We start from the raw sequence: 23,502 nt of genomic DNA on the forward strand, positions 1-23,502 counted from the left end.
GGAACGGTCATGGTGTACAAACCCCCAATGTTTTACGACAAGGAACCGACGATCGAGGTGGAAAACCCGCCTGCCGCCGAACTTGAAACCCGCGTCGCCGATGCACTCGCAACCAATTTCGGGGTCGATGCCAGCGATGTGACGGTGGTGGCCGACGGTTCGGAAATCACGCTCACCGGGACCGTGCTCGATGAGCAGGAAATTGCCCGTGCCACCGAAGTTGCCGCTTGTGTGCAAGGCGTCAGCCAGGTCCGGAATTTTATCCGCAGCGGCGGTTTTATCCATTAAGATCAGGTTTTAATGTCGGCATGGAAGCCCAACCTTGCTCCATCCTCACGGTCGAGAGGGCGGAGCACTATGCTGCCGATGGCTTGGACTCACGCAAGCGCACATAGGCGGCTGAGAACCTTATCCGAAAAAACCGCACCTCCGGTTTTCAGAACTTCGAAGATATCCGAGTCACCGCGCGCAAGCGCGATTTTGATGACATGATCGATGTCACCGATCTCCTTCTGATCATCCGTTTCGATTTCCCAGGTCCCGCATCCGGGCAGAACCTCACATATCAGGCTGTAGGCTCCGGTTGGTATATCAACCGGTTCATACTCGAAGATCGAACCGATCTGAACCGGGGTTTCAGAGACATCGAACGGAACACGCAGGCAGGATATCGCATCCGGCGATGTACGGAATGCGTCCACCATTTCGATTTCAACTGTGCAGATGAAAGCATGTTCCGGCACGCCGAAACTGACGATACCCGGCGACCATGCAAAACCCTGCTGCATTTCCGGCTCGCCCCAGAGATGTCCCGGACGGTCGACGGAAGGCAGATACAGGATCAATTGCCCGTAATTGATAAGGACATTCAGGGATGCCAGCATGTATTTCTCCGCCGAACTTTAATCATGCCGTCATCGGCAGAAAATAGGATTGCTTCGGAAAAAGCCAATCACTGGAAGCAGCGGATTTACCCTTCCCCACCGGGCGCAAATTTCGCCACCAGCGCATGCCGGTCGCCGGGATAGGTCAGGCGCACCGACGTCACCGGTCCGGCCGGGCTCCAGGTACGGCGTTCGATGACCAGGCAGGCCGTGCCTTTTTCGATATCAAGCAGGATGGCAACCGAGGCACCGGCTGAAACGGCCGAGATGCGGTTTTCGGCAGCACTCCATGGCACCCGTTTCAGCAGCCATGTACCGGGCGAGACCGTGTCGAATGTTTCTGCCTCGGCCTCGGGCACGGTGGCAAGACTGATCAGCCGTTCCTCCAGGCAAAAAGGTGCCGCGCCAGCTTGGTGAATGCAGGTGATATCCAGCACAGAGGCAGCCTCCGACAACTCCAGCCTCTGTTTGTCGGCAGCATTGGCACGACGTTTGCTGCGGGCATGAACTATGTGCGAATAGGAAAGCCGCAGCGATTGCACTTCAGCCTCGATTTCGGCAATCGCCAGCACGGCCGATTGCGCGCGTGGCTGGGCGACAAAACTGCCGGATTTCTTGCGGCGTTCGATCAGTCCGGATTTGGCAAGCTGAGTCAGCACCTTGTTGGCGGTCATGCGCGAACAATTATAATCGGCAGCGAGATCCACCTCGAACGGGATGCGGTGCCCTGGTGGCCATTCGCCCGACACGATGCGCGCCTCGATATCGCCGAGGATACGCTGGTGCAGCGTCGCATCCCTCACAATCTTCATTCCGCCAGAAGCTCCTTCATCGCCGCCTGAAAACGGCGGTTGATTTCGTCACGCCGCCTGTGCCGACCACCGGAGACCTGCCGCACACCGCGCGCCCAGACACAATCGACGGAAACGCCGCCCGCAAACAGCCAATGATCGAGAATTTTATCCGGCGCAAGATAGGGCACGGCTTCGGCATTCAACGAAACCATATCGGCCGGATTGCCCACGACAAGACCCGCCGCCGCACCAAGCGCCTGCGCCCCGCCGGCAAGTGCGCCTTCAAACAGTTTTTGGCCCGTCGAACCGCCGCTATCGGCCACGACATTGCGGGCGCGAAGACCGAGGCGCTGCGAATATTCAAAAGTCCGCAATTCTTCCGGCAGGGAGATCAGGATGTTGGAATCCGACCCGATGCCGAACCGTCCGCCTTCTTCCAGAAAGGCCGGCGCAGAAAAGATGCCATCGCCGAGATTGGCCTCGGTGATCGGGCAGAGACCCGCCACCGCCCCACGCTTTGCCATCGCGCGCGTTTCGGCGTCGGTCATGTGGGTGGCGTGGATGAGGCACCAGCGATTATCGACCGGTGCGTTGTCCAGCAGCCATTCCACCGGCCGCGCGCCCGACCATGCAATGCAGTCTTCCACTTCCTTCACCTGTTCGGCAACATGGATATGCACCGGCCCGCCAGCCGCCATCGGCACGACGGCGGAGAGTTCTTGCGGTGTGGCGGCACGCAGCGAATGCGGCGCAACGCCGAGCACTCCACCATCGACACCGGCGATCAAACCGGTGCAGGAGGCCATCAGTTTTTCGAAAGCATCGAGAGAATGGATAAAGCGCCGCTGCCCTTCGGCAGGCGCCGCACCACCGAACCCGGAATGCGCATAAAACACCGGCAACAGCGTCAGCGACAGGCCAGTCTCTTCGCTCGCGGCGGCGATGCGCACGGCCAATTCTGCCGGGTTGGCATAAGGCGAACTATTCTTATCGTGATGCAGGTAGTGGAACTCGCCGACGCGGGAAAAACCGGCTTCCAGCATTTCCATGTAAAGCTGTGCGGCAACGGCTTCGACATGATCCGGCGTCATCGACAGCGCAAACTTGTACATGACCGTGCGCCAGCTCCAAAAGCTGTCGTTTGATGGCCCGCGCACTTCCGCCAGTCCCGCCATGCCGCGCTGAAAGGCATGGCTGTGCAGGTTGGGCATGGCCGGCAGCAGCAGAGCATGACGTTCGTCATCCACCTCCGCATCCACGCCGGTCTCGATGCTGGCAATGCGGCCCGCCTCGACCCTCAGCCGAACATTTTGGACCCAACCGCCTGGCAACAAGGCCGACTGTGCATGAAGTGTCGTCATTTTCAAAAACTCCTCGATGCCTGCCTTGGGCCTGCCTGGCGGCCAACACGATCATCCCGAAAAATTCCGTATTGCCAGTCCGACCATTATGTATATACATTATCACCAACTTGGGAAGGTGAAAATGACGGACGCAACCGTAACAAACGTCGATTTCAACGCAAGCACGGCAGCCACCGGAGTTGCGCGAACCCTGTGGCGCAATGCCCGCATCGCCACGCTCGCTGAAACCCTGCCCGGCCTCGGCATCCTCGAGAACGGTGTCATCGCCACTGAAGGTGGCCGCATCACCTATGTCGGCCCGCAAGCCGATCTTCCCGCGCCGCTCAAAGCCATCGAAACCGTCATCGATCTGGAAAACCGCTGGGTGACGCCGGCGCTGGTGGACTGCCACACCCATCTCATCTACGGCGGCAACCGCGCCCGCGAATTCGAAATGCGGCTCAAAGGCGCGACCTATGAGGAGGTCGCGCGCGCCGGCGGCGGCATAGTCTCTTCGGTCAAGGCCACCAATGCGCTTTCGGTCGAAGGTCTGGTGGCTGCCACCCTGCCGCGCCTTGATACTCTGCTTGCCGAAGGTGTTTCGACCATCGAGATCAAGTCCGGTTACGGGCTGAATATCGAGGGCGAACTCAACATGCTGCGCGCCGCCCGTGCACTGGCAAAGATACGGCCCGTCCGCATCGTCACCTCCTACCTTGCCGCCCATGCGACCCCGGTGGAATACAAGGGCCGCAATGGCGATTACATTTCCGACATCGTGCTGCCGGGCATGGACAAGGCGCATGCGGAAGGTCTTGTCGATGCCGTCGATGGGTTTTGCGAAGGCATCGCCTTTTCGGTCGAGGAGATGCGACGCGTCTTCGATCATGCCCAGAAACTTGGGCTTCCGGTCAAACTGCACGCCGAACAGCTCTCCGATCTCGGCGGCGCCAAAATGGCAGCCTCCTATGGCGCACTCTCGGCCGATCATCTCGAATATCTCGATGCCGAAGGCGCTGCCGCCATGGCCACCGCTGGCACGGTAGCAGTGCTGCTGCCCGGCGCCTTCTACGCCATCAACGAAACCCAAAAGCCGCCGGTTCAGGCGCTGCGCGACGCCGGCACAAAGATCGCCATCGCCACCGACAGCAATCCCGGCACCTCGCCGCTGACTTCGCTGCTGCTGACCATGAACATGTCGGCCACCCTCTTCCGCCTCACCGTGGAAGAATGCCTTGCCGGCGCCACCCGCGAAGGTGCCCGTGCCCTTGGTCTTCTCTCCGAAACCGGCACGCTGGAGGTCGGGAAATCGGCTGACTTCGCGGTCTGGAACATCGATAGCCCGGCCGAGCTGGTTTACCGCATCGGTTTCAACCCCATCCACGCCCGCATTTTCAAAGGCGCTTCCGTATGACCATCACGCTCCATCCCGGCTCCGTCTCGCTCGCTCAGCTCGAAACCATCTACTGGACCGGCGAACCGGCAAAACTCGACGCATCCTTTGACGCCGGCATCGAGCGCGCAACCGCCCGCATCGCCGAAATCGCCGCCGGCAATGCGCCGGTCTACGGCATCAATACCGGTTTTGGAAAACTCGCCTCGATCAAGATCGACGCGAGCGACGTCGCCACCCTGCAACGCAACCTCATCCTGTCGCATTGCTGCGGCGTCGGTGCGCCTTTGCCGGAAAACGTCGTGCGGCTGATCATGGCGCTGAAACTCGTGTCGCTCGGGCGCGGTGCTTCCGGCGTACGGCTGGGGCTGGTGCGGCTGATCGAAGCCATGCTGGACAAGGGCGTTATCCCGGTCATCCCGGAAAAAGGCTCGGTCGGCGCATCCGGCGATCTGGCACCACTTGCCCATATGGCGGCAGTGATGATGGGCGAAGCCGAAGCCTTCTTTGACGGCGAACGCCTGTCCGGTGCTGACGCCCTCGCAAAAGCCGGACTGACGCCGGTCGTTCTGGCGGCAAAGGAAGGTCTGGCGCTGATCAATGGTACCCAGACCTCGACAGCACTGGCGCTCGCCGGACTTTTCCGCGCCCATCGTGCCGCACAGGCAGCGCTGATCACAGGTGCCATGTCCACCGATGCGGCCATGGGCTCGTCGGCTCCCTTCCATCCGGACATCCACACGCTGCGCGGCCACAAGGGCCAGATCGATACGGCTGCGGCTTTGCGCGCGCTTCTCGCCAATTCGGTCATCCGCGAAAGCCATATCGAAGGCGACGAACGCGTGCAGGACCCCTATTGCATCCGTTGCCAGCCGCAGGTGGATGGCGCCTGCCTCGACCTGTTGCGCTCGGTCGCCCGCACGCTGGAAATCGAGGCCAACGCCGTCACCGATAATCCGCTCGTGCTCTCTGACAACAGCGTCGTCTCGGGTGGCAATTTCCACGCCGAACCGGTGGCGTTTGCCGCCGACCAAATCGCCCTTGCCGTCTGCGAGATCGGCGCGATTGCTCAGCGCCGTATCGCGCTTCTGGTCGATCCCGCGCTTTCCTACGGCCTCCCCGCCTTCCTCGCCAAAAAGCCGGGCCTCAATTCAGGCCTGATGATCGCCGAAGTCACGTCCGCGGCGCTGATGAGCGAAAACAAGCAGATGTCGCACCCGGCCTCGGTGGATTCGACCCCGACCTCCGCCAATCAGGAGGACCACGTGTCGATGGCCTGCCACGGTGCCCGTCGCCTTCTGCCCATGACCGACAACCTGTTCGCCATCATTGGCATCGAGGCGCTGACGGCGGCACAGGGCGTCGAGTTCCGCGCGCCTCTCGCCACAAGCCCGGAACTGCAGAGCGCCATCACCTCGATCCGCAAGGTCGTGCCGACGCTGGAGGAAGATCGTTACATGGCCACCGACCTTCAATCGGCCAGCGATCTGGTGGCGACGGGCGCGCTGAACGCTGCGGTTTCGACCAACATTCTGCCGCCGCTTCTCGCCTGATTTGAAATCATGGCGTATCGCCACAAAAACAAAGAGGGAAACACGATGACCACCAATCCGCGCCACAATATCCGTGATGTCCGCTCTCCCCGCGGTAACGAACTCACCGCCAAAAGCTGGATGACCGAAGCGCCCTTGCGCATGCTGATGAACAATCTCGACCCGGACGTGGCGGAAAATCCGCATGAACTGGTGGTCTATGGCGGCATCGGCCGCGCCGCCCGCACCTGGGCCGATTTCGACCAGATCGCCGCAACACTGAAGACGCTGACGGAAGAAGAAACGCTGCTGGTCCAGTCCGGCAAGCCGGTCGGCGTTTTTCGCACCCACAAGGATGCACCGCGCGTTCTGATCGCCAATTCCAACCTCGTGCCGCACTGGGCCACCTGGGACCATTTTAACGAACTGGATAAGAAGGGTCTCGCCATGTACGGCCAGATGACCGCCGGTTCGTGGATCTATATCGGCACGCAGGGCATCGTACAGGGCACCTACGAAACCTTCGTCGAGGCTGGCCGCCAGCATTATAACGGCAGCCTCAAGGGCAAGTGGATTTTGACCGGCGGCCTCGGCGGCATGGGTGGCGCCCAGCCGCTGGCCGCCGTCATGGCCGGCGCCTGCTGCCTTGCGGTCGAATGCGACGAAACCCGCATCGATTTTCGCCTGCGTACCCGTTACGTCGACGCCAAGGCAAAAACGCTCGATGAGGCACTGGCGATGATCGCCGAGTGGACGGCAAAGGGCGAAGCCAAATCCGTCGGCCTGCTCGGCAATGCAGCTGAAATCTTCCCGGAACTGGTCAAGCGCATGCAGGCCGGTGGTCCGCGCCCCGATATCGTCACCGACCAGACCTCTGCCCATGACCCGCGCAACGGCTACCTGCCGCTCGGCTGGACCGTGGAGGAAGCGAAAGCCAAACGCGAAACCGATCCCAAGTCGGTGGAAATCGCCGCCCGCGCGTCGATGAAAGCCCATGTCGAAGCCATGGTCGCCTTCTGGGATGCCGGCGTGCCGACGCTGGATTACGGCAACAATATCCGTCAGGTCGCCAAGGACGAGGGCCTTGAAAACGCCTTCGCTTTCCCTGGTTTCGTGCCGGCCTATATCCGCCCGCTGTTTTGCCGTGGCATCGGTCCTTTCCGCTGGGCTGCCCTCTCGGGTGATCCGGAAGACATCTACAAGACCGACGCCAAGGTGAAGGAACTGCTGCCGGACAACAAACACCTGCACAACTGGCTAGACATGGCGCGCGAGCGCATCGCCTTTCAGGGCCTTCCAGCGCGCATTTGCTGGGTGGGTCTCGGTGATCGCCACAAACTCGGCCTCGCCTTCAACGAAATGGTGCGCAACGGCGAACTGTCGGCTCCGATCGTCATTGGCCGCGACCATCTCGACAGTGGCTCCGTCGCCTCGCCCAACCGCGAGACGGAAGCGATGCAGGACGGATCGGACGCCGTCTCCGACTGGCCGCTGCTCAACGCGCTGCTCAATACCGCATCGGGTGCCACATGGGTGTCGCTGCATCATGGCGGCGGCGTCGGCATGGGCTATTCGCAACATTCCGGCATGGTCATCTGCGCCGACGGTTCGGAAGATGCCGACCGCCGTCTGGAACGCGTGCTCTGGAACGACCCGGCCACCGGCGTCATGCGCCATGCCGATGCGGGTTATGACATCGCCGTCGATTGCGCCAAGGAAAATGGCTTGCGGCTGCCCGGCATTCTGGGCAACTGACATGCGCATCCTGCGGGCCAGCGACCACAGGCGCATGCCATGGAAAAACGGACGCGGAGAGACGGTGGAAATCGCCGTCTTCCCGCCCGACGCCACGGTCGACACGTTCGACTGGCGCATCAGCATGGCGACCGTTGCGGAAGATGGGCCGTTTTCCATTTTCCCCGGCATCGACCGCACCCTGTCGATCCTTGAAGGTCGGGGCATGGAACTGTCTGTCGAGGGCCGCCAAACGGTTGTGCTGACGCACGATTTTGCGCCCTACCCGTTCCCGGCCGATGCCGCGACGAGCGCGCGGCTGCTGGATGGCACGATCACCGACCTCAACGTGATGACGCGGCGGGGGCGGTTTTCCCACAGCGTGGCGATGGTCACGGCACCGCGAGCACTGGCGCCGGCCGATGGGCTGATGTTGGTCTTGTGCCATCTCGGCGAGATGCAGGTGACGAGCCGTGAAGCGACCGAAACGCTTTCGGCGCTGGATTGCGTGCTGCTGGAAAACGGTGAAGCCGCGAACATCTCCGGGGATAGCGAAGGCTTTGTGATCAAATTGTCCTGATCACCATCGGTGCTGGTTGCGAGAATACTGCGGGCTCCCAAGAAGCTCCCATCAAAGGAAAGATATCACAGAAGGCGACAAGGGAGCCACGTCGTGGCAGGGCGGAAAGCTGCACTTGCGCCTCCCCGATCTAGCGATCATCCTCCCCAAAGGGCGCTGAAAGTACGCGGCAAGCTCCCGGCCAAATTGAACCACTAAGGATCGGCCGGATTAGGCGCTACCCCTTGCAGGAGTGGCTCGAAGGGCGGGAAGCGACCTGCTGCTCGGCTCCGGTTGGCTTGGTAGGGTCTCTGTTACATGTGTAAGTGCCCTGCACTCAAAGGGAGATAGGATGACCACGTCTTCCACTTCCACCCCAACCCGACCAAAACCCCTCACAACCCCATCAAACCCACCTTATGCTCATCCGCCGCCGCCCGGCTGATGCGCTCCAGCTCCTCCGCAGCCTTACCGCGATGCCGCTCCTTGTGGCGCAGAATGGCAAAATTGCGCGCCGGAAGCTCAATACCCGCGCGCACCAGCAAACCCTGTCGCAGGAACGGTGCCGCCACCATGCCCGATACCGCCGTCGCGCAATCACCCGAGCGCACCGCCGACACCACCGCTTCGTTGGACGGCAGTTCCAGCACCACCGAAATATCGCTGACGCCGATACCCATGCCCGACAGCGCCTCTTCAAAGGCCGAGCGTGTGCCAGACCCTTTTTCACGCAAGACCCATGAGGTGACGGCGGTGATATCCTTGTGACCAATGGCGCGGCCGTCTCCGAACGGATGCACCGGGCTTGCCACCACCACCAGCCGGTCGGCGACGATGGGCAAAACCGACAGCGCCGGTTCGTCGATCAGGCCTTCGATGAAACCCACCTCACCCAGACCGTCGCGGATGGCATCGGCCACCATGCGGGTATTGCCGATCGTCAGCTTGAGCTCGACACCGGGATAAAGCCGTTTGAATTTCAACAGGATCGGCGGCAGCCAGTAGCTGGCGATGGTCTGGCTGGCAAACACGCGGATTTCGCCGCGCGCCAGCCCGCTCATTTCCGACAGCATCAGCTCGGCACTTTTCGCCCGCGCCAGCGTCGCTTTCGCCTCCCCCAGAAAACTGCGGCCGAGCGCCGTCAGCTCGATACGCCGCCCTACACGGTGAAACAGTTCGACACCATAAAACCCTTCGAGATTGCGGATGGCCGAACTGGCCGCCGATGGCGTCAGTCCCACGGCCTCCGCACCTCGCGTCAAATGTTCGCGCTCGGCGACAGCCACAAAAATGGCGAGCTGCTCAAAGGTCATTGTTCGATTTTACCGCACAAAACATATCGAACTATACGATGGAATTACAAATCAGGGAAGCGCATCGTGGCGACAGAAGATTGGATGCCACCATGGCGCTCGCCACCCACACGGATCACAGCAACTCACATACATTCACCCGGCTTCTGCCGGGCATGATGGCGACACTTGCGGTGACGGCAGCTGCGATCATCCTGGAAACGCTGGAAATGCATGTCCTCCAAGGCCGCTGGATTGAAAGCCTCGTGCTGGCCATCCTGATCGGCATGGCCGTCCGTTCCTGCTTCGATCTGCCGGCATCGCTGGAACCCGGCATCCAGTTCTGCGCCAAGACGGTGCTCGAAGTGGCGGTGGTTTTGCTTGGCGCCTCGATCAGCCTGTCGGCCATCGAAGACGCGGGACTGACGCTGGTCGTTGCCATCATGGTAATCGTCGCGCTGTCACTGATCGGCAGTTATGCCATCGGTCGCCTTGCCGGCCTGCCCCCGCGGATCGCGACACTCGTCGCCTGTGGCAATTCCATCTGCGGCAATTCGGCGATTGCCGCCGCCGCTCCCGTGATCCATGCCAAAGCGGATGAGATCGCCTCGTCGATTGCATTCACCGCCGTGCTCGGCGTCGCGCTCGTGCTGGCTCTGCCGCTGTTTCAGGTGCCGCTTTCGCTGGGCTCCGCCGATTACGGCGTGTTTGCCGGCCTGACAGTGTATGCCGTGCCGCAGGTTCTGGCCGCCACCGCGCCAGCCGGTCTCATCAGCGTGCAGACCGGCACGCTGGTCAAACTCATTCGCGTGCTGATGCTTGGACCGGTCATTGCCACCCTTTCCATCCTGCATGGCCGCAACACCGGCGGCAAACTGTGCTGGAGCAAGATGGTGCCATGGTTCATCATCGGCTTTGCCGCGCTGATGGCCCTGCGCTCGGCCGAGATGGTTCCTCAAGCAGCGCTTGCCCCCATTTCGGCCGCATCCGGCCTCCTTACCATCGTTTCGATGGCGGCTCTTGGCCTGTCGGTGGATATCCGCAGCGTCCGCCAATCCGGCATACGCGTCATCGGTGCCGCAACCCTGTCGCTGGCATTTCTCTCAGGCCTCGCGCTGATATTCCTGAAAGTTTTTGCAGCGCACTGACGAGCACAGCAGCGGGCGCAAAACCCGGCGCCTTATGTATAGACAAGTCTGCATTCCCATGCCTACTATCAGTTTATAGGCAGGCGACTGACCTGCTGAATAATGAAGCAGACAGGGGAACGACCACATGAAAAAGCTTGCCACCATCGCCGCCTTTGCGGCCGCCCTTATGGCCACCACCACCGCCAAGGCCGAGACCGCCGTGTCGATGGGCATTTCCGGCTGGACCGGTTTTGCGCCGCTGACGCTTGCCAAGGAAGCCGGCATCTTCAAAAAAAACGGCCTTGACGTGACGATCAAGAAAATCCCGCAGGGCAGCCGCCATCTGGCGCTTGCCTCAGGTGACGTCCAGTGTGCCGCAACCACGGTGGAAACCTGGATCGTCTGGAATGCGGTGGGCATCGAAACCACGCAGATGTTTCAGCTTTCCGTCTCACACGGCGGCGACGGCATTGCCGCCAAGCCCGGCATCGAAAAGATCACCGACCTGAAGGGCAAGACGGTCGCCGCTTCGGCGCCCGGCACCTCGCCTTATTTTCTGCTGGCCTGGATTCTCGGCAAGAACGGCATGACCATGAAGGACGTGAAAGTCGTCAACATGGAACCCGGCCCGGCCGCACAGGCGCTGCTGGCCGGCCAGAACGATGCGGCCATGACCTACGAGCCCTATCTGTCGAGCGTGCGTGCCGAACCGACCAAGGGCAAGATCATCGCCACCACAAATGATTATCCGGCGGTGCTCGACACTTTTGGCTGCACCAATGCCTTCCTGAAGGACAATCCGGAGGCTGCCAAGGCGATCGCCAAGAGCTGGTATGAAGCGCTCGACATGATCAAGGCGGACAAGGAAAAGTCCTTCGAGATCATGGGCAAGGACGTCAAGCAGTCCGGCGCGCAGTTCGGCGAATCCGCTGCTTTCCTGACCTGGCAGGAGCGCGATGCATCGCTGAAATTTTTCGAGACCGGCTTCAAGACCTTTAACGAAGAAGCGGCAGAATTGCTGCTGCAGGCCGGCGTCATCAAGGCCAAGCCGGATCTGACCAAGCTCGTCGATCCGGCCTTCATCAAGTAATCGACCCGTTCAAAATGGTTCGGGGCGCCGGGTGAAAAAACCGGCGCTCCTTTTCATCTTCAGCAAGGGGCGCATCATGCAACCTCTCCAACCGATCAGCGCACGTTTACGCGTCCTCCTCGGCATCCTGTTTTTCGTGCTGTTTTTTGCCGGCTGGGCCTATGCGACGCTCGGCGGCTTCGTATCCCGCACCTTTCTCGCCGATCCACTCACCATGCTGCAGGATGGTTACGACCTCCTCGTCAATCAGGGTTTTGCCTATGATATCGGCATGACCATCTGGCGTGTCGTCGGCGGTTTCGTACTCTCGGCGATCATCGCCGTGCCGCTCGGTATCCTGATGGGCGCCTACAAGCCGATCGAAGCGCTGCTCGAACCGTTCGTGTCCTTCGCCCGTTACCTGCCGGCCTCCGCTTTCGTGCCGTTGCTCATTCTCTGGGCTGGTATCGGCGAGATGCAAAAGCTGCTGGTCATCTTTATCGGCGCCGTCTTCCAGATCATCCTGATGATCGCCGTCTCGGTCGCCGGCACCCGACGCGATCTGATGGAAGCCGCCTATACGCTCGGCGCCACCGACAGCGGCGTTGTGCGCCGCGTGCTGATCCCGTCAAGCGCGCCGGATATCGCCGAAACGCTGCGCCTCGTGCTTGGTTGGGCCTGGACCTACGTCATCGTCGCCGAACTGATCGGCGCCTCTTCCGGCATCGGTTACATGATCATCAACAGCCAGGCGCTGCTCGCCACCGGCCAGATCATTTTTGGCATCATCGTGATCGGCATTATCGGACTGATCTCCGATTTCGCCTTCAGGAGCCTCAACCGCAAACTGTTTGCTTGGAGGCTTGCATGAGCGAACTCATCGTGAAGAGCGTTTCCCGCATCTTTCCGGGCGTCCATGGCGGCAAGCCGGTCACGGCGCTGCAGCCGACAGATCTCGATATCGCCAAGAACGATTTCGTCACCGTCCTCGGCCCTTCCGGCTGCGGAAAATCGACGCTGCTGCGCATCATTGCGGGGCTCGACAAGCCGACCACCGGCACCGTGACTTTGGAAGGCAAACAGATCACCGGGCCGGGTGCCGATCGCGGTATGGTGTTTCAGTCCTATACGCTGTTCCCGTGGCTTTCGATCCGTGAAAACGTCGCTTTCGGCCTGCGCGAACGCGGTATTGCCGCGAAGGAAAAGTGGGATATCGTCGACAGCTATATCGACAAGGTGGGCCTGCGCGGTTTCGAAAATCACTGGCCAAAGCAACTCTCCGGCGGAATGCAGCAAAGAACCGCAATCGCCCGTGCGTTGGCCAACGACCCAAAAATCCTGCTGCTCGACGAACCTTTTGGCGCACTCGACAACCAGACGCGCGGCTTGATGCAGGAATTGCTGCTTGGCATCTGGGAACGTGAGCAGAAGACCGTGATTTTTGTCACCCACGATATCGAGGAGGCCGTGTTCATGGCCAACCGCGTGGTGACGATGACGGCGCGTCCGGGTCGTATCAAGTCGATCACCCCGGTCGACCTGCCGCATCCGCGTCATTACACGGTAAAGGCCAGTCCTGAATTTTCAGCCCTGCGGTTGAAGCTGACGGAAGAAATCCGCTCGGAAGCGATCGCCGCCGCTCACGAATAATGCGGCAGGAGTGAGCGACGGCGAGGTAGCCGGCAGATGGCGCAGGTCACGATGACCATCTGCCGGTGGCGACGCATGCTTGGCTCAAGGGGCGGCCAAGCTGACTGCATGCGTCGAGAGGCGATTATGGATTGCGTGCCGCGCGTGCGTTTTTCATGGCATCCGTGCATGGCTTGGAAAACTCGCTTGCATGCTCACGAATGCAGGCTTTCAGCCGCCCGCCACCCGGCGAAATGCCGGGGCATAGTTTCTGGATATCCGGCGCGCAGATTTCGCGCGCCGCCTGCATCTGCGCTTGACCGGCCTGCTGTGCATGCGCGGCACCGGCAAACAGCAAAAGTGCGATGGTGAGTGCTTTTCTGAACATGATGTCATCGTCTGATGATTGGAGATTTGAAATTACCAGCGGCTGATGGTGCCGTGGCGCACGATGTGGCCGCCATTCGGGCCGGTTACGACGCCGGTGCGGCTGCAGACCCCGGCGCCACAGGAGCGCGTAACCGTGCGGCCGACATGGGGCGGACGTGGGGGATGCGGCCCGAGATTCGGCGGCACCGGATAATAGCGCGCCCAATGGCCGTACCATGGGCGACCGACATAGTGGCTGTGCCAATAGGCCTGGTTGAAGACGACGACCGCGATGCCGATGGCGGGTGCCACCGACGGTGTGATCACCACCGGTCGCCCGGCATAGATCACATGCAGATAGGCAGCCGATACCCAGCCGCGCTGCCCGCCCCAGCCGATATCGCACCATGACCGGTCGGCAAGGCAGCCGTAGGTGGCAACCGAGGCGGACGGCGGCAGCGTGGTCACCACCGGATAAGCGGTGCCGGGCCCGGCCCGAAGGTTGACGGCGTTGGTGGTGACAGCGGGCGTGGCGGCACTGGCTTCCGACGCCATGGCAAAACCGGCAATCAGAATGGCGGCAGCCCAGAGCGATGGCGGCAGGTGTTTGCCGCGTTTGATGATCGACATTGCTGTTTCTCCCGTCACATCCAGCCGATCAGGCGCGGCAGGCGGGCGGCCTCGAGCTGTTCGGGGCTGAGTTTGGCGCGCAGGTCGGCAATCGCCCGTTTCAGGGTTTCGGCCTTGGCGCTGCTGGCAAGCAGCATGTCGGCAAAAGCTTCCGGCCGGGCGAAGGCGTCCGGTCCAGCCGGGTTTTCGCCCTCCTTGCCAAACAGGTTGCTCACCAGTTGCTGCTCCGGCACCATGGCCAGCACCGCACTGGTGTAAGCGCGCCAAGAATCCTGCTGATCCGTGCGAATGCCGATCGTGGTTTCCTGAATGGACAGGCCGGATGCGATCAGCACACGGATGCGCACCGGATTATAATGATCGCGCAAAAAGGCGGCGCGTTCACCGAAGGCGATGCCATGCTGGAAGCCCGGGTTGAAACTGCAGGCCGAGTCCTCTTCGGCCCAATCGTCATCCTGGTCCCAATCCGTTTCACTGCCGACGGAAGCGGCGGCGGATCTGCCGGTTTCGACGGCGTTGCGAAGCGTGCCGGTCTGCGCGATGGCTGCGGTGGAAAGGCTGGCGACGGTCAGCACCAGAGCTGCGGCGGGAATTGCGATTTTCATGTCTTGATCCTCTTCAAGCGGTGGATGAGGATCAATTTGGCCGCTGCAGTTTTCGCCAATGCGTCAGGTTGTTTTCATTTTGTAACAACGACCTTCAGGTCGGTTCGCGGGTGTGGCCTGCCTCGCTGCGTGGTGGCCCCGGCTCACCGCGTGGCCCTGACTGACCGCGTGGTAATGTCACCACCGCCTCCAGCCCCTGCGGATCGAGATTGCCAAGCCGCACCGTGCCGCCATACGCTTCGACGATCTGCCGCACGATGGTCAGACCCAGACCCGACCCGCCGGTATCTCGGCTGCGCGAGCTTTCCACCCGCACGAAGGGATCGAACACTGCCTCCTGCATGTCCGACGCGATACCCGGCCCACGATCGCGGATCGCCATCACCACATGTTCGTCTTCACTCACCAGCGACACGGCCAGATAGCCCTCGCCATACCGCAGGGCATTGTCGATCAGGTTGTCGATCACCCGGCGCAAAGCCGCGGGTTGGATGCGCACCATGGCGGCTTCCGTTCCTTCGGCCAGCGTGAGGACATCCGGCACGATGGCGCGTTCGGCCAGCACAGTCGCCAGCATGTCAGCAACGTCGATCGCCTCGACCTCCTCCACGGCCAGCGCCGCCTTGGCGAATATCAGCGCATCGGTCATCAATCCCTGCATGGTCTCGACATCCTGCAACGCGCGGGCACGATGCGGATTGTCCGGCATCATTTCCAGCCGCAACCGCAGCCGCGTCAGATTGGTCTTCAGGTCATGCGAAATCGCACCGATAACAAAGGTGCGGTTGTTGATCAGGTTGGCGATGCGGTGCTGCATGGCATTGATGGCGCGGATCAGCGTGCGCACTTCTTTGGCCCCCGCTTCCGGCAACGGTTCCGGCTGCAGTCGCGTGCCCAGCCGATCCACCGCCCGCGACAGCGCGGCGATAGGCCTCGCCTCACGCGCCACGGCACAGAGTGCCACGATGGCGACGATAAAGCCGAGCGCGCCTGCGCCAAAACCGATCGGCCAGCCGAGAATGCGCACGGTCAGCGTATCGTTCACATCGAAGCGCGCGACCTCGCCCGAAGCCAGCCCGATCTGCACCAGAATACGCCGCTCGTCCTCATTATCTCCGTCGCCACCATTAAGCTCCTCACCGGGGCCGACAGCGAAAAAACGATCGTCCAGCCCCTGCCGCTCCAGTTCATGCCGAACGAGAAACGATATGCGCACAAGGCCGGAACCGAAGTTTGATGGCAGATCGGCAGGTGGTGTTTTGGAAAAACTGAGCGCGATGCCGTTGGTTCTTGCCAGCGCAACAATCGTCGGACGTTCGCCGATCGGCGTCCGGTCGAGAAGCTGAACATAGGGAACGATCCGTTCGCCGACCGAATAACGGCGCTCCACCGTCGCATCCGCCTTGTGACGACGTACACCTTCGAACACAACGAGCTGGATGACGAACAGAGCAAGCGCCACGATCAGAACGATACGCCAGAAAATCCCGAGCCGCGCCATGATCAGGCGTCCGTAACCTGCGCCGACAGCATATAGCCGGCGCTGCGCACGGTGGTGATGAAGGCCTGTCCCTGTGGCATCAACGGTGTCAGCTTGTTGCGCAGGCGCGACATGGTGACATCGATGGTGCGGTCAAACGGATCGGCGACGCGACTGCGCGTCCAGTCCAGCAGTTGATCACGCGATAGCACACGACGCGGACGTTCGAGAAAACACATCAGCAGATCGAATTCGGCAGATGTCAGGAATACGGTTTCCCCGTCGGCAGGGCCGACCGTGCGCGCATCGAGATCGAGAACGAGGCCGCAGAACGCCTTGCGGTTGGGGCCTTCCGCAACACCGTTATCCTCATGCTCGTCAGCACCATTGCGTAAGCCGCCACGCCGCAGAATGGCGCGGATGCGTGCCAGCAACTCGCGTGGATTGAACGGTTTGCCGAGATAATCGTCGGCACCCATTTCCAGCCCAACGATACGGTCGATTTCCTCGTCCCTGGCGGTCAGCATCAGGATCGGCAGGTCGCTGTTTTTTCCACGCAGACGGCGGCAGAAGGACAGTCCATCCTCGCCCGGCAGCATCAGATCCAGCACGACGAGATCCGGCTTGCGGACGACCATGAGCCTTTCGGCGGCACTGGTGGTTTCGGCGGCATCGACGGCAAACCCCTCACCGGTCAGAAACTCGGTCAGCAGCGTGCGGATATCGCGGTCGTCCTCGACGATCAGAATATGGCGGTTGTTCATGCGGCCATTGTTCACGCCCGGCAGCGACAGGCAAGCACTACGGCCGCGCTGTTACAAAATGCAAAAAATCTCATGGTTTCTGCAAAACGCCGGAAAATGGATGGCTGCATCCTGTCTGCCGTCGATCAACGATGCCCACCGATCACAAACCAAGGAAACACGCCATGATCAAGACAGTCTCGATTTTCGCCACCACCGCGCTGCTGTTCGGCATGGCCGCGCAAAACGCCAATGCCTGGACCCGCGATGGCCATGTCCACACGCCGCACGGCACCTATTCCGGCCATGCCAGCGGTGGCTGCGGCGGTAGCACCTGCTCACGCAGCAAGGTGGTGACCGGCCCTCACGGAAACACCGCCAGCCGTTCCGGTTACGTCACCAAGACAGCGCCCGGCAGCTATTCCTACGGCCGTACCACCACCGGCCCGCGTGGCAATACCGTTACCCGCAGCGGCAGCGTTTCGCGCTACTAGGACCGCAGTGGCATTAACTCTCGGCCACCAGATGGCCGGGAGAAACTTCACGGTATTGCATCGGCATGATCTTGTAATCGACCGGACGGATCGGGCTCTTCAGCTCCTCCACAACGGCGGAATTCTTGATACGCCGACGTTCAGGATCAGGCACCGGCACTGCCGACATCAGCCGTTTCGTATAGGCATGCTGCGGATTGCCAAAGACGTCGGCGCGCGAGCCGATCTCGACGATTTCACCCAGATACATCACCGCCACGCGGTGACTTACGCGTTCCACCACCGCCATGTCGTGGGAAATGAACAGGAAGGCCAGATCGAGTTCCTGCTGCAGATCGAGCATCAGGTTGATCACCTGCGCCTTGATCGATACATCGAGCGCAGAGACGCTTTCATCCGCAACAATCACTTTCGGCCGAAGCGCAAGCGCGCGGGCGATACAGATACGCTGGCGCTGGCCGCCGGAAAACTCGTGCGGATACCGCTTGGCCATATCCGGCGTCAGCCCGACCTTGACCAGCATGTCGGCCACGACCTCCTTCGCCTGTTTGGCATCACCCATTTTATGCTCGAGATACGGCTCGGCAATCGCCGCCCCCACAGTCATGCGCGGGTTAAGCGAGGCAAACGGATCCTGAAAGATCATCTGCACACTCTTGCGCATCTCGCGCATATCCTTTTTGTCGAGCGCCAGCACCTCGCGGCCTTCGACCAGAACCGAGCCGCTTTCCGGCTCGATCAGCCGCATGATGGCGCGGCCGGTGGTGGATTTGCCGCAACCGCTTTCACCCACCAGCGACAGGGTTTCGCCAGCCCGCAGATCGAAGGAAACGTTTTCGACCGCATGCACCCGACCGCTCAGTTTTCCGAACAGGCCGGAATGGATATCGAAGCGTTTGGTGAGATTTTTCACCTGCAGGATCGGCTCGCCCGCCGCCACCGTATCGGCCACTTCGACGGGCACATCGCTTTCACCGGTCGATGTGTTGACCACCGGAAAACGCAGCGGCCGCTGATAAGGCTGCATGGAGCCCAGCACCGGAACGGCAGACAGAAGCGCCCGCGTATAAGGATGTTGGCCGCGATGAAAAATGTCGGCCGTATCGCCGGTTTCCACCTGTTCACCGCGATACATCACCACGGTACGATCGGCGATTTCAGCCACCACGCCCATGTCGTGGGTGATGAACAGGACGGAGGTCCCCTCCTCTTCCTGCAGCATTTTTATCAGATCAAGAATCTGCCCCTGAATGGTGACATCGAGCGCAGTTGTCGGTTCGTCAGCGATCAGCAGCTTTGGTTTTGTGGCAAGCGCCATGGCGATCATCACGCGCTGGCGCATGCCACCGGAAAAACGATGCGGATATTCATCAAACCGCGAGGCAGCGGACGGGATACGCACCTTTTCAAGGATGCGGATGGTTTCCGCCTTCGCTTCGGCCTTGCTCATCGCGTTATGGGCGAGCAGCGCTTCGGAAATCTGGTCGCCGATGGTGAAGAGCGGGTTGAGGCTCGTCATCGGCTCCTGAAAGATCATCGCGACGTCATTGCCGCGCACCTTGCGCATTTCGTGTTCCGGCAGGGCCAGCAGATCACGGCCACCGAGAAACACCTTGCCTTCGATGCGGCTGGTATCGGCTTGCAGCAAGCGCATGATCGACAGGGAGGTGACCGATTTACCGGAGCCGGATTCACCGACGATCGCCACGGTTTCACCGGGTGCCACGGTGAAGGAGATATCGCGAACGACCGGCTTCCATTCGCCATCGACCACGAAAGATGTCCGCAGCTTTTCGACGGACAGGACCGGATCGGCGGATGGAATGATTTTTGCTGCGGTGTTCATCGGCGTTCCCTTTTATTCTTGGTCTGCCGGATACCGGCGATGCGGCCCGCCCTTAACAGGCAGGCCGCGTGTCGAAGTCGCTCAATCCGGCCACTTCAAAGCACCGGCAAACCGATGACGCGAAAGATCCTCGAATGGCGTGGCGATGATCTCGTTGGAGGCACGCGCCTTGTCGAGTTCCTCCGCCAGACGCGATGCCACCACCGTCTCCTGACCCGGATGCAGGTTGCACGGGTCGAGGTAGAAGTAATTGTGCTCCACCTCATGGTCGCGCACGATGATCGGCGTGGCGCCACTGCGAAGTGCGGCCGCCAGATCCCAGGCGGTGATATGCGCTTCCTCGGCCTTGATGATCACGCGCATGCGGTCGAGCGGGTTGTTGGTCGGGTCGGGCTCGATCAGCGCGGTGACGCCCGGACGGTTGTCCAGCGTCTGTTTCCAGAGGTTGAGGTAACCTGTTTCGCGCTCGCGGATACCGGCGTGATCACGCTTTTCCCAGGCTTCCAGCGCCGCCATGACGCCAAAAATGCTTTCCTTGCCGACCTTCATGCCACGGCCGATGCCCATGTTCTGCAGGAAGGCGTTGCGCACGAGGTCCTTGCGGCCGGCCACGATACCCGAGGTCGGGCCGCCGAGAAACTTGTGGCCCGAATAGAGCGCGATATCCGCACCCTGCTCCAGGAAGATGCGAAGGTCATATTCCGAAGCCGCATCGACGATGACCGGCACGCCCTTGGCATGGGCGATCTCGACGAATTCCTTGAGGTGCAGCAGGCCGTAATCCACCACATGGTGCGACACGACATAAACGGCCGCTGCCGTCTTGTCCGTGATGGCGTTTTCCATGTGATAACGATGCGTCGAAGTCGCCTGCCCGATCATGACAGCCTTGCCGCCGGCCAGCCGGATCGCCTGATCGACCGGTGCGCCATAGGACACGACATGGCCCATCTGCACCAGAACCTCGTTTTTCTCGGTCGTGACTTCCGGCAGCTTTTCGATGGCCAGCAGGTCAGGCCCGGTGATGGCGCCTGCGACAGCAAGGCTGATGCCCGACGAGCAGGAGGCGGTGACGAAACCGGCCTCACCACCCGTCAATCGGGCAATCACGGCGCTTGCCTTGCGCTGCAGGTCGTTGATCTCGACGAATTGCGGCAGGATCTGCGTCATCGCCTTGATGGCTTCCGGCACCACGATGGAGGCGCCGAGTCCCGTCATCGTGCCGGAGACGTTGATCACCGGGCGAAGGCCGATCTCTTTGCGGATATCATCGGACATAGTCATTCTCCAGGTTGTATGCTGTGCATGGTGATGCGAATTTCGGTTGCTCTGCGCGCGCCTATACCATAATAACGCAATAGGTTCTTTAAGGCGCAGGAGCGTGGTTTTGGATAATAAGACATCAGCGGACACGCTTTCCGACACGACGTCTGTTGAGGGTGAAGCCAAGGCGAAACGCTCGCGCGTCAGCGGCATCGACCGTGCCCTGCAGGTAATCGATTATCTGTACGAGACCGGCGCGCCGGCCGGCGCTTACGCGATTGCCAAGGCCGTGAAAGCGCCGCTGTCGACCGTCTACGTGATCATCGACGATCTCGTGGACAAGAACATGCTGGCCCGCAATGCCGACGGCACCCTGTGGCTCGGCGCGCGGCTTTACCATTACGGTCTGGCTTACGCCCGCTCGCTGGATTTCATGAGCGTCGCCACCCACGAAATGCACGATCTTTGCCGCGAGGCCGGTGAAACCGTGCAGGTCTGCGGCCGCGATGCCGAGCACATGCTGGTGCTGGCCATGGCCGATGGCCCGAGCCATTTTCAGGTCGCCTCGCGTGTCGGCACCCGCGTACCGCTCAACTGGACAGCCTCCGGCCGCCTTCTGGTCGGCCACATGGCGGAGGCCGAGCGTATCGACCTGTTCAAGCGTGGTGCGCGTATTTCGCCGACCGGCCGCGCGACCATCGACCCGGCCGAACTGGCGCGCGCCGCCAAAGTGGCGTTTGACGAGCGCCTGTCGATCCAGGCCGGCGAATCTGACTATTCCGTCGCCTGCATCGCCTCGCCGATCGTTGACAACAGAGGCGATTGCGTGGCGACGATTTCCATCGTTCTTCCCGAACAGAAAGCCTTTGCCGACAAGGCTGGTTACGCCGACCGTGTGAAGGAATCGGCGGCCCGGATCGAGAAGGTGATGGGCTGGCGCAACCACTGACCGTCTCCCGTTCTTAATCGTGCAAGGCCACGATGGCTTCGATCTCCACCGTGATATTGCCCGGCAGAGAACCGAACCCGACGGCGGAACGGGCATGCTGGCCCGCTTCGCCAAACACGGCGTTGAAGAGATCGGAGCAACCGTTGATGACCTGCGGGTGATCTGCGAAATCCGGCGACGCATTGACCATGCCGAGCAGTTTGACGACACGACGAACGCGCGACAGATCGCCCAGCGCATCATGCATGACGGCCAGCAGATTGACGCCGGTCAGGCGGGCGTCGGAATAGGCCTTCTCCGCCGTCACTTCGGTGCCGACCTTGCCGACATGCATAAAACCATCCGCCTCACGCGGGCCCTGCCCCGAGAGATAGAGGATATTGCCTTCGATCACATGCGTGACGAAATTGGCGATCGGCGGCGGCGCCGGCGGCAGAGTGATGCCGAGCGCGGTTAGCCGGTCATAAGGCGTGGTGGCCGTCGCGTCGATTTTGATCGTGGACTGTGTCACGCAAACTCCTGTGTCATGCAATTTGTGGCAGGAAATTCCCACCGCCTTAGCGGTAGGAATAACCATGGCTGTGGCGAACCAGTTTGCGGGCGCGCGGGATATAGCGGCTGGCGGTGATCGCTTCGGATCCGATGACCGAATACCGCGGCTCGAACAGCTGGCGCAGCTGCGAAACGTCGCCGTTGGAATCGGTGGCTTCCAGATCGCTGTCGACCACATCGAACACGGTGAAATCGGCGCGCTGGCCAACCGAAAGACGGTTTTCCATGTCGAGCTTGATGACCTCGGCCGGCGCATGGGTGACGGCATTGACGACCTTGTCGAACGGCATGCCGACCGACAGCAGTTTCGACATCGTCGTTGCCAGATCCCAGACCGGAAAGTTCATCGAATGGCCGTGCAGATCGGTCGAGATCGAATGCGGCAGCAGGCCGCGCGCAATCGCCGCTTCCGCGACCTTGAACGAGAAGGACGCGCCGCCATGGCCGATATCGAGGCGCACGCCTTCCGAGGCGCAGCGTTCCGCCAGGTTGAACAGGTCCTCGTCTTCCATGATCGACGAACCCGCCTTGCCGTTGAAGCAATGGGTGACGACGTCGCCGGGACCGAGGATTTCGAGAACCTCGTCATACAGCGCCGGCGGTTCGCCGACATGCACCATCATCGGGATTTTCAAAATCTTGGCGATCTTCTTGCCGAGCTTGACCGGGGTTACGCCCCAGGAGCCGGTGATGACGTGGCTGGCGCGCACTTTCAAACCGACGATATGCTCGCTGTTTTCGGCGTAGCATTCGATGATGCGGTCGAGATCGATGTCACGGATATCGCGCAGTTCGGCAACGCGGTTGCAGGCTACCAGACCGATGGAACCGAGGTTGAGGAAGGCTTTGACGCGTTCCTTCGACGGCTCGATGATGTATTCGCGAAAACCGTGAAAGTTGGCTTCACCGGCGGAACCGGCATCAACCAGCGTGGTGACGCCGCGTTCGGCACCGCATTCGGACGGGCGGATCGAGATATCGGTGCCGCCATGCCAGATATGCACGTGCAGATCGACCCAGCCGGGCGAGACCCAGGCGCCCTTGCCATCGACGCGCACCGCATCGGCAGGCGCTGCAATCGACTGGCCGATGGCGGCAATCTTGCCGTCGCCGCCGACGAGGATGTCCGTGGTGCCGGTCTGTGCGGTCGCGCCAAAAGCCATTGGCTTGACGTTGGTGAGGAGGAGCGGCTTACCTTGTTCCGCAGTCATA

Annotated in this window: 24 protein-coding genes; 11 read left to right on the forward strand and 13 right to left on the reverse strand. The window is 61.2% G+C overall.

The genetic code is table 11. The features are described from left to right. Positions 1–9 precede the first annotated feature (9 nt). A complete protein-coding gene (locus GAO09_RS22945) occupies positions 10–288 on the forward strand; it encodes a BON domain-containing protein (RefSeq protein WP_153358104.1) in 279 nt (92 codons plus the stop codon). An 89-nt stretch (positions 289–377) separates the two neighbouring features. Here GAO09_RS22945 and comJ read toward each other — a convergent pair whose 3' ends face one another. From comJ to GAO09_RS22960, 3 genes are all read right to left on the reverse strand, one after another. Continuing rightward, positions 378–884, reverse strand: a complete 507-nt coding sequence (comJ, locus tag GAO09_RS22950; RefSeq protein WP_153358106.1) for a competence protein ComJ — start codon at positions 882–884, stop codon at positions 378–380. Between the two features lie 86 nt (positions 885–970). Then, positions 971–1,696 (reverse strand): histidine utilization repressor, encoded by a 726-nt coding sequence (gene hutC, locus GAO09_RS22955; RefSeq protein ID WP_153358108.1) that lies wholly within the window; start codon positions 1,694–1,696, stop codon positions 971–973. Beyond that, positions 1,693–3,039 (reverse strand): formimidoylglutamate deiminase, encoded by a 1,347-nt coding sequence (locus GAO09_RS22960; protein ID WP_153358110.1) that lies wholly within the window; start codon positions 3,037–3,039, stop codon positions 1,693–1,695. Before GAO09_RS22960 ends, hutC begins: the two co-directional genes overlap by 4 nt. Before the next feature lie 124 nt (positions 3,040–3,163). Between GAO09_RS22960 and hutI the strand changes: the two genes are divergently transcribed. The 4 genes from hutI to GAO09_RS22980 are packed head-to-tail and all read left to right on the forward strand — an operon-like array spanning position 3,164 to position 8,260. After that, positions 3,164–4,435 carry an imidazolonepropionase gene (gene hutI / locus GAO09_RS22965; protein WP_153358112.1) on the forward strand — a complete coding sequence of 424 codons (1,272 nt, stop codon included), beginning with the start codon at positions 3,164–3,166 and terminating at the stop codon, positions 4,433–4,435. Next, complete coding sequence (gene hutH, locus GAO09_RS22970; protein ID WP_153358114.1) at positions 4,432–5,967, forward strand: histidine ammonia-lyase; 1,536 nt, start codon at positions 4,432–4,434, stop codon at positions 5,965–5,967. Before hutI ends, hutH begins: the two co-directional genes overlap by 4 nt. 45 nt (positions 5,968–6,012) lie before the next feature. Then, on the forward strand, positions 6,013–7,701 hold the full coding sequence (gene hutU / locus GAO09_RS22975) for a urocanate hydratase (protein ID WP_153358116.1): 1,689 nt from the start codon (positions 6,013–6,015) through the stop codon (positions 7,699–7,701). A 1-nt stretch (position 7,702) separates the two neighbouring features. Next, the gene (locus GAO09_RS22980; protein ID WP_153358118.1) at positions 7,703–8,260 is read left to right on the forward strand and encodes a HutD/Ves family protein; all 558 of its coding nucleotides are present in this window, start codon (positions 7,703–7,705) and stop codon (positions 8,258–8,260) included. A 374-nt stretch (positions 8,261–8,634) separates the two neighbouring features. Here GAO09_RS22980 and GAO09_RS22985 read toward each other — a convergent pair whose 3' ends face one another. Continuing rightward, a complete protein-coding gene (locus GAO09_RS22985) occupies positions 8,635–9,552 on the reverse strand; it encodes a LysR substrate-binding domain-containing protein (protein WP_153358120.1) in 918 nt (305 codons plus the stop codon). Positions 9,553–9,644: 92 nt separating this feature from the next. On the opposite strand from GAO09_RS22985, the gene GAO09_RS22990 reads away from it, so the two are divergent. The 4 genes from GAO09_RS22990 (at position 9,645) to GAO09_RS23005 (ending at position 13,380) form a co-directional block, all read left to right on the forward strand. Next, on the forward strand, positions 9,645–10,679 hold the full coding sequence (locus GAO09_RS22990) for a YeiH family protein (protein ID WP_153358122.1): 1,035 nt from the start codon (positions 9,645–9,647) through the stop codon (positions 10,677–10,679). 127 nt (positions 10,680–10,806) lie between these two features. After that, the gene (locus tag GAO09_RS22995; protein WP_153358124.1) at positions 10,807–11,751 is read left to right on the forward strand and encodes an ABC transporter substrate-binding protein; all 945 of its coding nucleotides are present in this window, start codon (positions 10,807–10,809) and stop codon (positions 11,749–11,751) included. A 76-nt stretch (positions 11,752–11,827) separates the two neighbouring features. Further along, complete coding sequence (locus tag GAO09_RS23000; RefSeq protein WP_153358126.1) at positions 11,828–12,601, forward strand: ABC transporter permease; 774 nt, start codon at positions 11,828–11,830, stop codon at positions 12,599–12,601. After that, positions 12,598–13,380, forward strand: a complete 783-nt coding sequence (locus GAO09_RS23005; protein WP_153358128.1) for an ABC transporter ATP-binding protein — start codon at positions 12,598–12,600, stop codon at positions 13,378–13,380. Before GAO09_RS23000 ends, GAO09_RS23005 begins: the two co-directional genes overlap by 4 nt. A gap of 124 nt (positions 13,381–13,504) precedes the next feature. On the opposite strand, the gene GAO09_RS23010 is transcribed toward GAO09_RS23005, so the two are convergent. The 5 genes from GAO09_RS23010 to GAO09_RS23030 all read right to left on the reverse strand — a co-directional run bounded on the left by GAO09_RS23010 (position 13,505) and on the right by GAO09_RS23030 (position 17,207). After that, positions 13,505–13,747 carry a cysteine rich repeat-containing protein gene (locus tag GAO09_RS23010; protein ID WP_153358130.1) on the reverse strand — a complete coding sequence of 81 codons (243 nt, stop codon included), beginning with the start codon at positions 13,745–13,747 and terminating at the stop codon, positions 13,505–13,507. 32 nt (positions 13,748–13,779) lie between these two features. Next, a complete protein-coding gene (locus GAO09_RS23015) occupies positions 13,780–14,358 on the reverse strand; it encodes an SH3 domain-containing protein (protein ID WP_153358132.1) in 579 nt (192 codons plus the stop codon). 14 nt (positions 14,359–14,372) lie between these two features. Beyond that, positions 14,373–14,963, reverse strand: coding sequence for a hypothetical protein (locus GAO09_RS23020; RefSeq protein ID WP_153358134.1), 591 nt, complete (start codon positions 14,961–14,963; stop codon positions 14,373–14,375). Positions 14,964–15,057: 94 nt separating this feature from the next. Beyond that, the gene (locus tag GAO09_RS23025) at positions 15,058–16,464 is read right to left on the reverse strand and encodes an ATP-binding protein (RefSeq protein ID WP_153358136.1); all 1,407 of its coding nucleotides are present in this window, start codon (positions 16,462–16,464) and stop codon (positions 15,058–15,060) included. Between the two features lie 2 nt (positions 16,465–16,466). Further along, positions 16,467–17,207 (reverse strand): response regulator, encoded by a 741-nt coding sequence (locus GAO09_RS23030; RefSeq protein ID WP_153358139.1) that lies wholly within the window; start codon positions 17,205–17,207, stop codon positions 16,467–16,469. Positions 17,208–17,371: 164 nt separating this feature from the next. Between GAO09_RS23030 and GAO09_RS23035 the strand changes: the two genes are divergently transcribed. Next, positions 17,372–17,680, forward strand: a complete 309-nt coding sequence (locus tag GAO09_RS23035; protein ID WP_153358141.1) for a hypothetical protein — start codon at positions 17,372–17,374, stop codon at positions 17,678–17,680. A gap of 13 nt (positions 17,681–17,693) precedes the next feature. On the opposite strand, the gene GAO09_RS23040 is transcribed toward GAO09_RS23035, so the two are convergent. Together GAO09_RS23040 and GAO09_RS23045 are read right to left on the reverse strand one after the other, a co-directional pair. Further along, a complete protein-coding gene (locus tag GAO09_RS23040; RefSeq protein ID WP_153358143.1) occupies positions 17,694–19,526 on the reverse strand; it encodes an ABC transporter ATP-binding protein in 1,833 nt (610 codons plus the stop codon). Positions 19,527–19,607: 81 nt separating this feature from the next. Further along, on the reverse strand, positions 19,608–20,804 hold the full coding sequence (locus GAO09_RS23045; protein ID WP_153358145.1) for an aminotransferase class V-fold PLP-dependent enzyme: 1,197 nt from the start codon (positions 20,802–20,804) through the stop codon (positions 19,608–19,610). Between the two features lie 103 nt (positions 20,805–20,907). Here GAO09_RS23045 and GAO09_RS23050 point away from each other — a divergent pair, with 103 nt between their 5' ends. Then, positions 20,908–21,738: an IclR family transcriptional regulator gene (locus GAO09_RS23050; RefSeq protein WP_324185056.1), complete on the forward strand. Its 831-nt coding sequence runs from the start codon at positions 20,908–20,910 to the stop codon at positions 21,736–21,738. 13 nt (positions 21,739–21,751) lie between these two features. Here GAO09_RS23050 and GAO09_RS23055 read toward each other — a convergent pair whose 3' ends face one another. Both GAO09_RS23055 and GAO09_RS23060 read right to left on the reverse strand, forming a co-directional pair. Next, positions 21,752–22,315: a RidA family protein gene (locus tag GAO09_RS23055; RefSeq protein ID WP_153358148.1), complete on the reverse strand. Its 564-nt coding sequence runs from the start codon at positions 22,313–22,315 to the stop codon at positions 21,752–21,754. After that, positions 22,296–23,501 (reverse strand): amidohydrolase/deacetylase family metallohydrolase, encoded by a 1,206-nt coding sequence (locus GAO09_RS23060; protein ID WP_153358150.1) that lies wholly within the window; start codon positions 23,499–23,501, stop codon positions 22,296–22,298. The genes GAO09_RS23055 and GAO09_RS23060 overlap by 20 nt, the downstream gene beginning before the upstream one ends. Position 23,502 lies beyond the last annotated feature (1 nt).

This window comes from Endobacterium cereale, assembly GCF_009617585.1.
GTDB lineage: Bacteria > Pseudomonadota > Alphaproteobacteria > Rhizobiales > Rhizobiaceae > Neorhizobium > Neorhizobium cereale.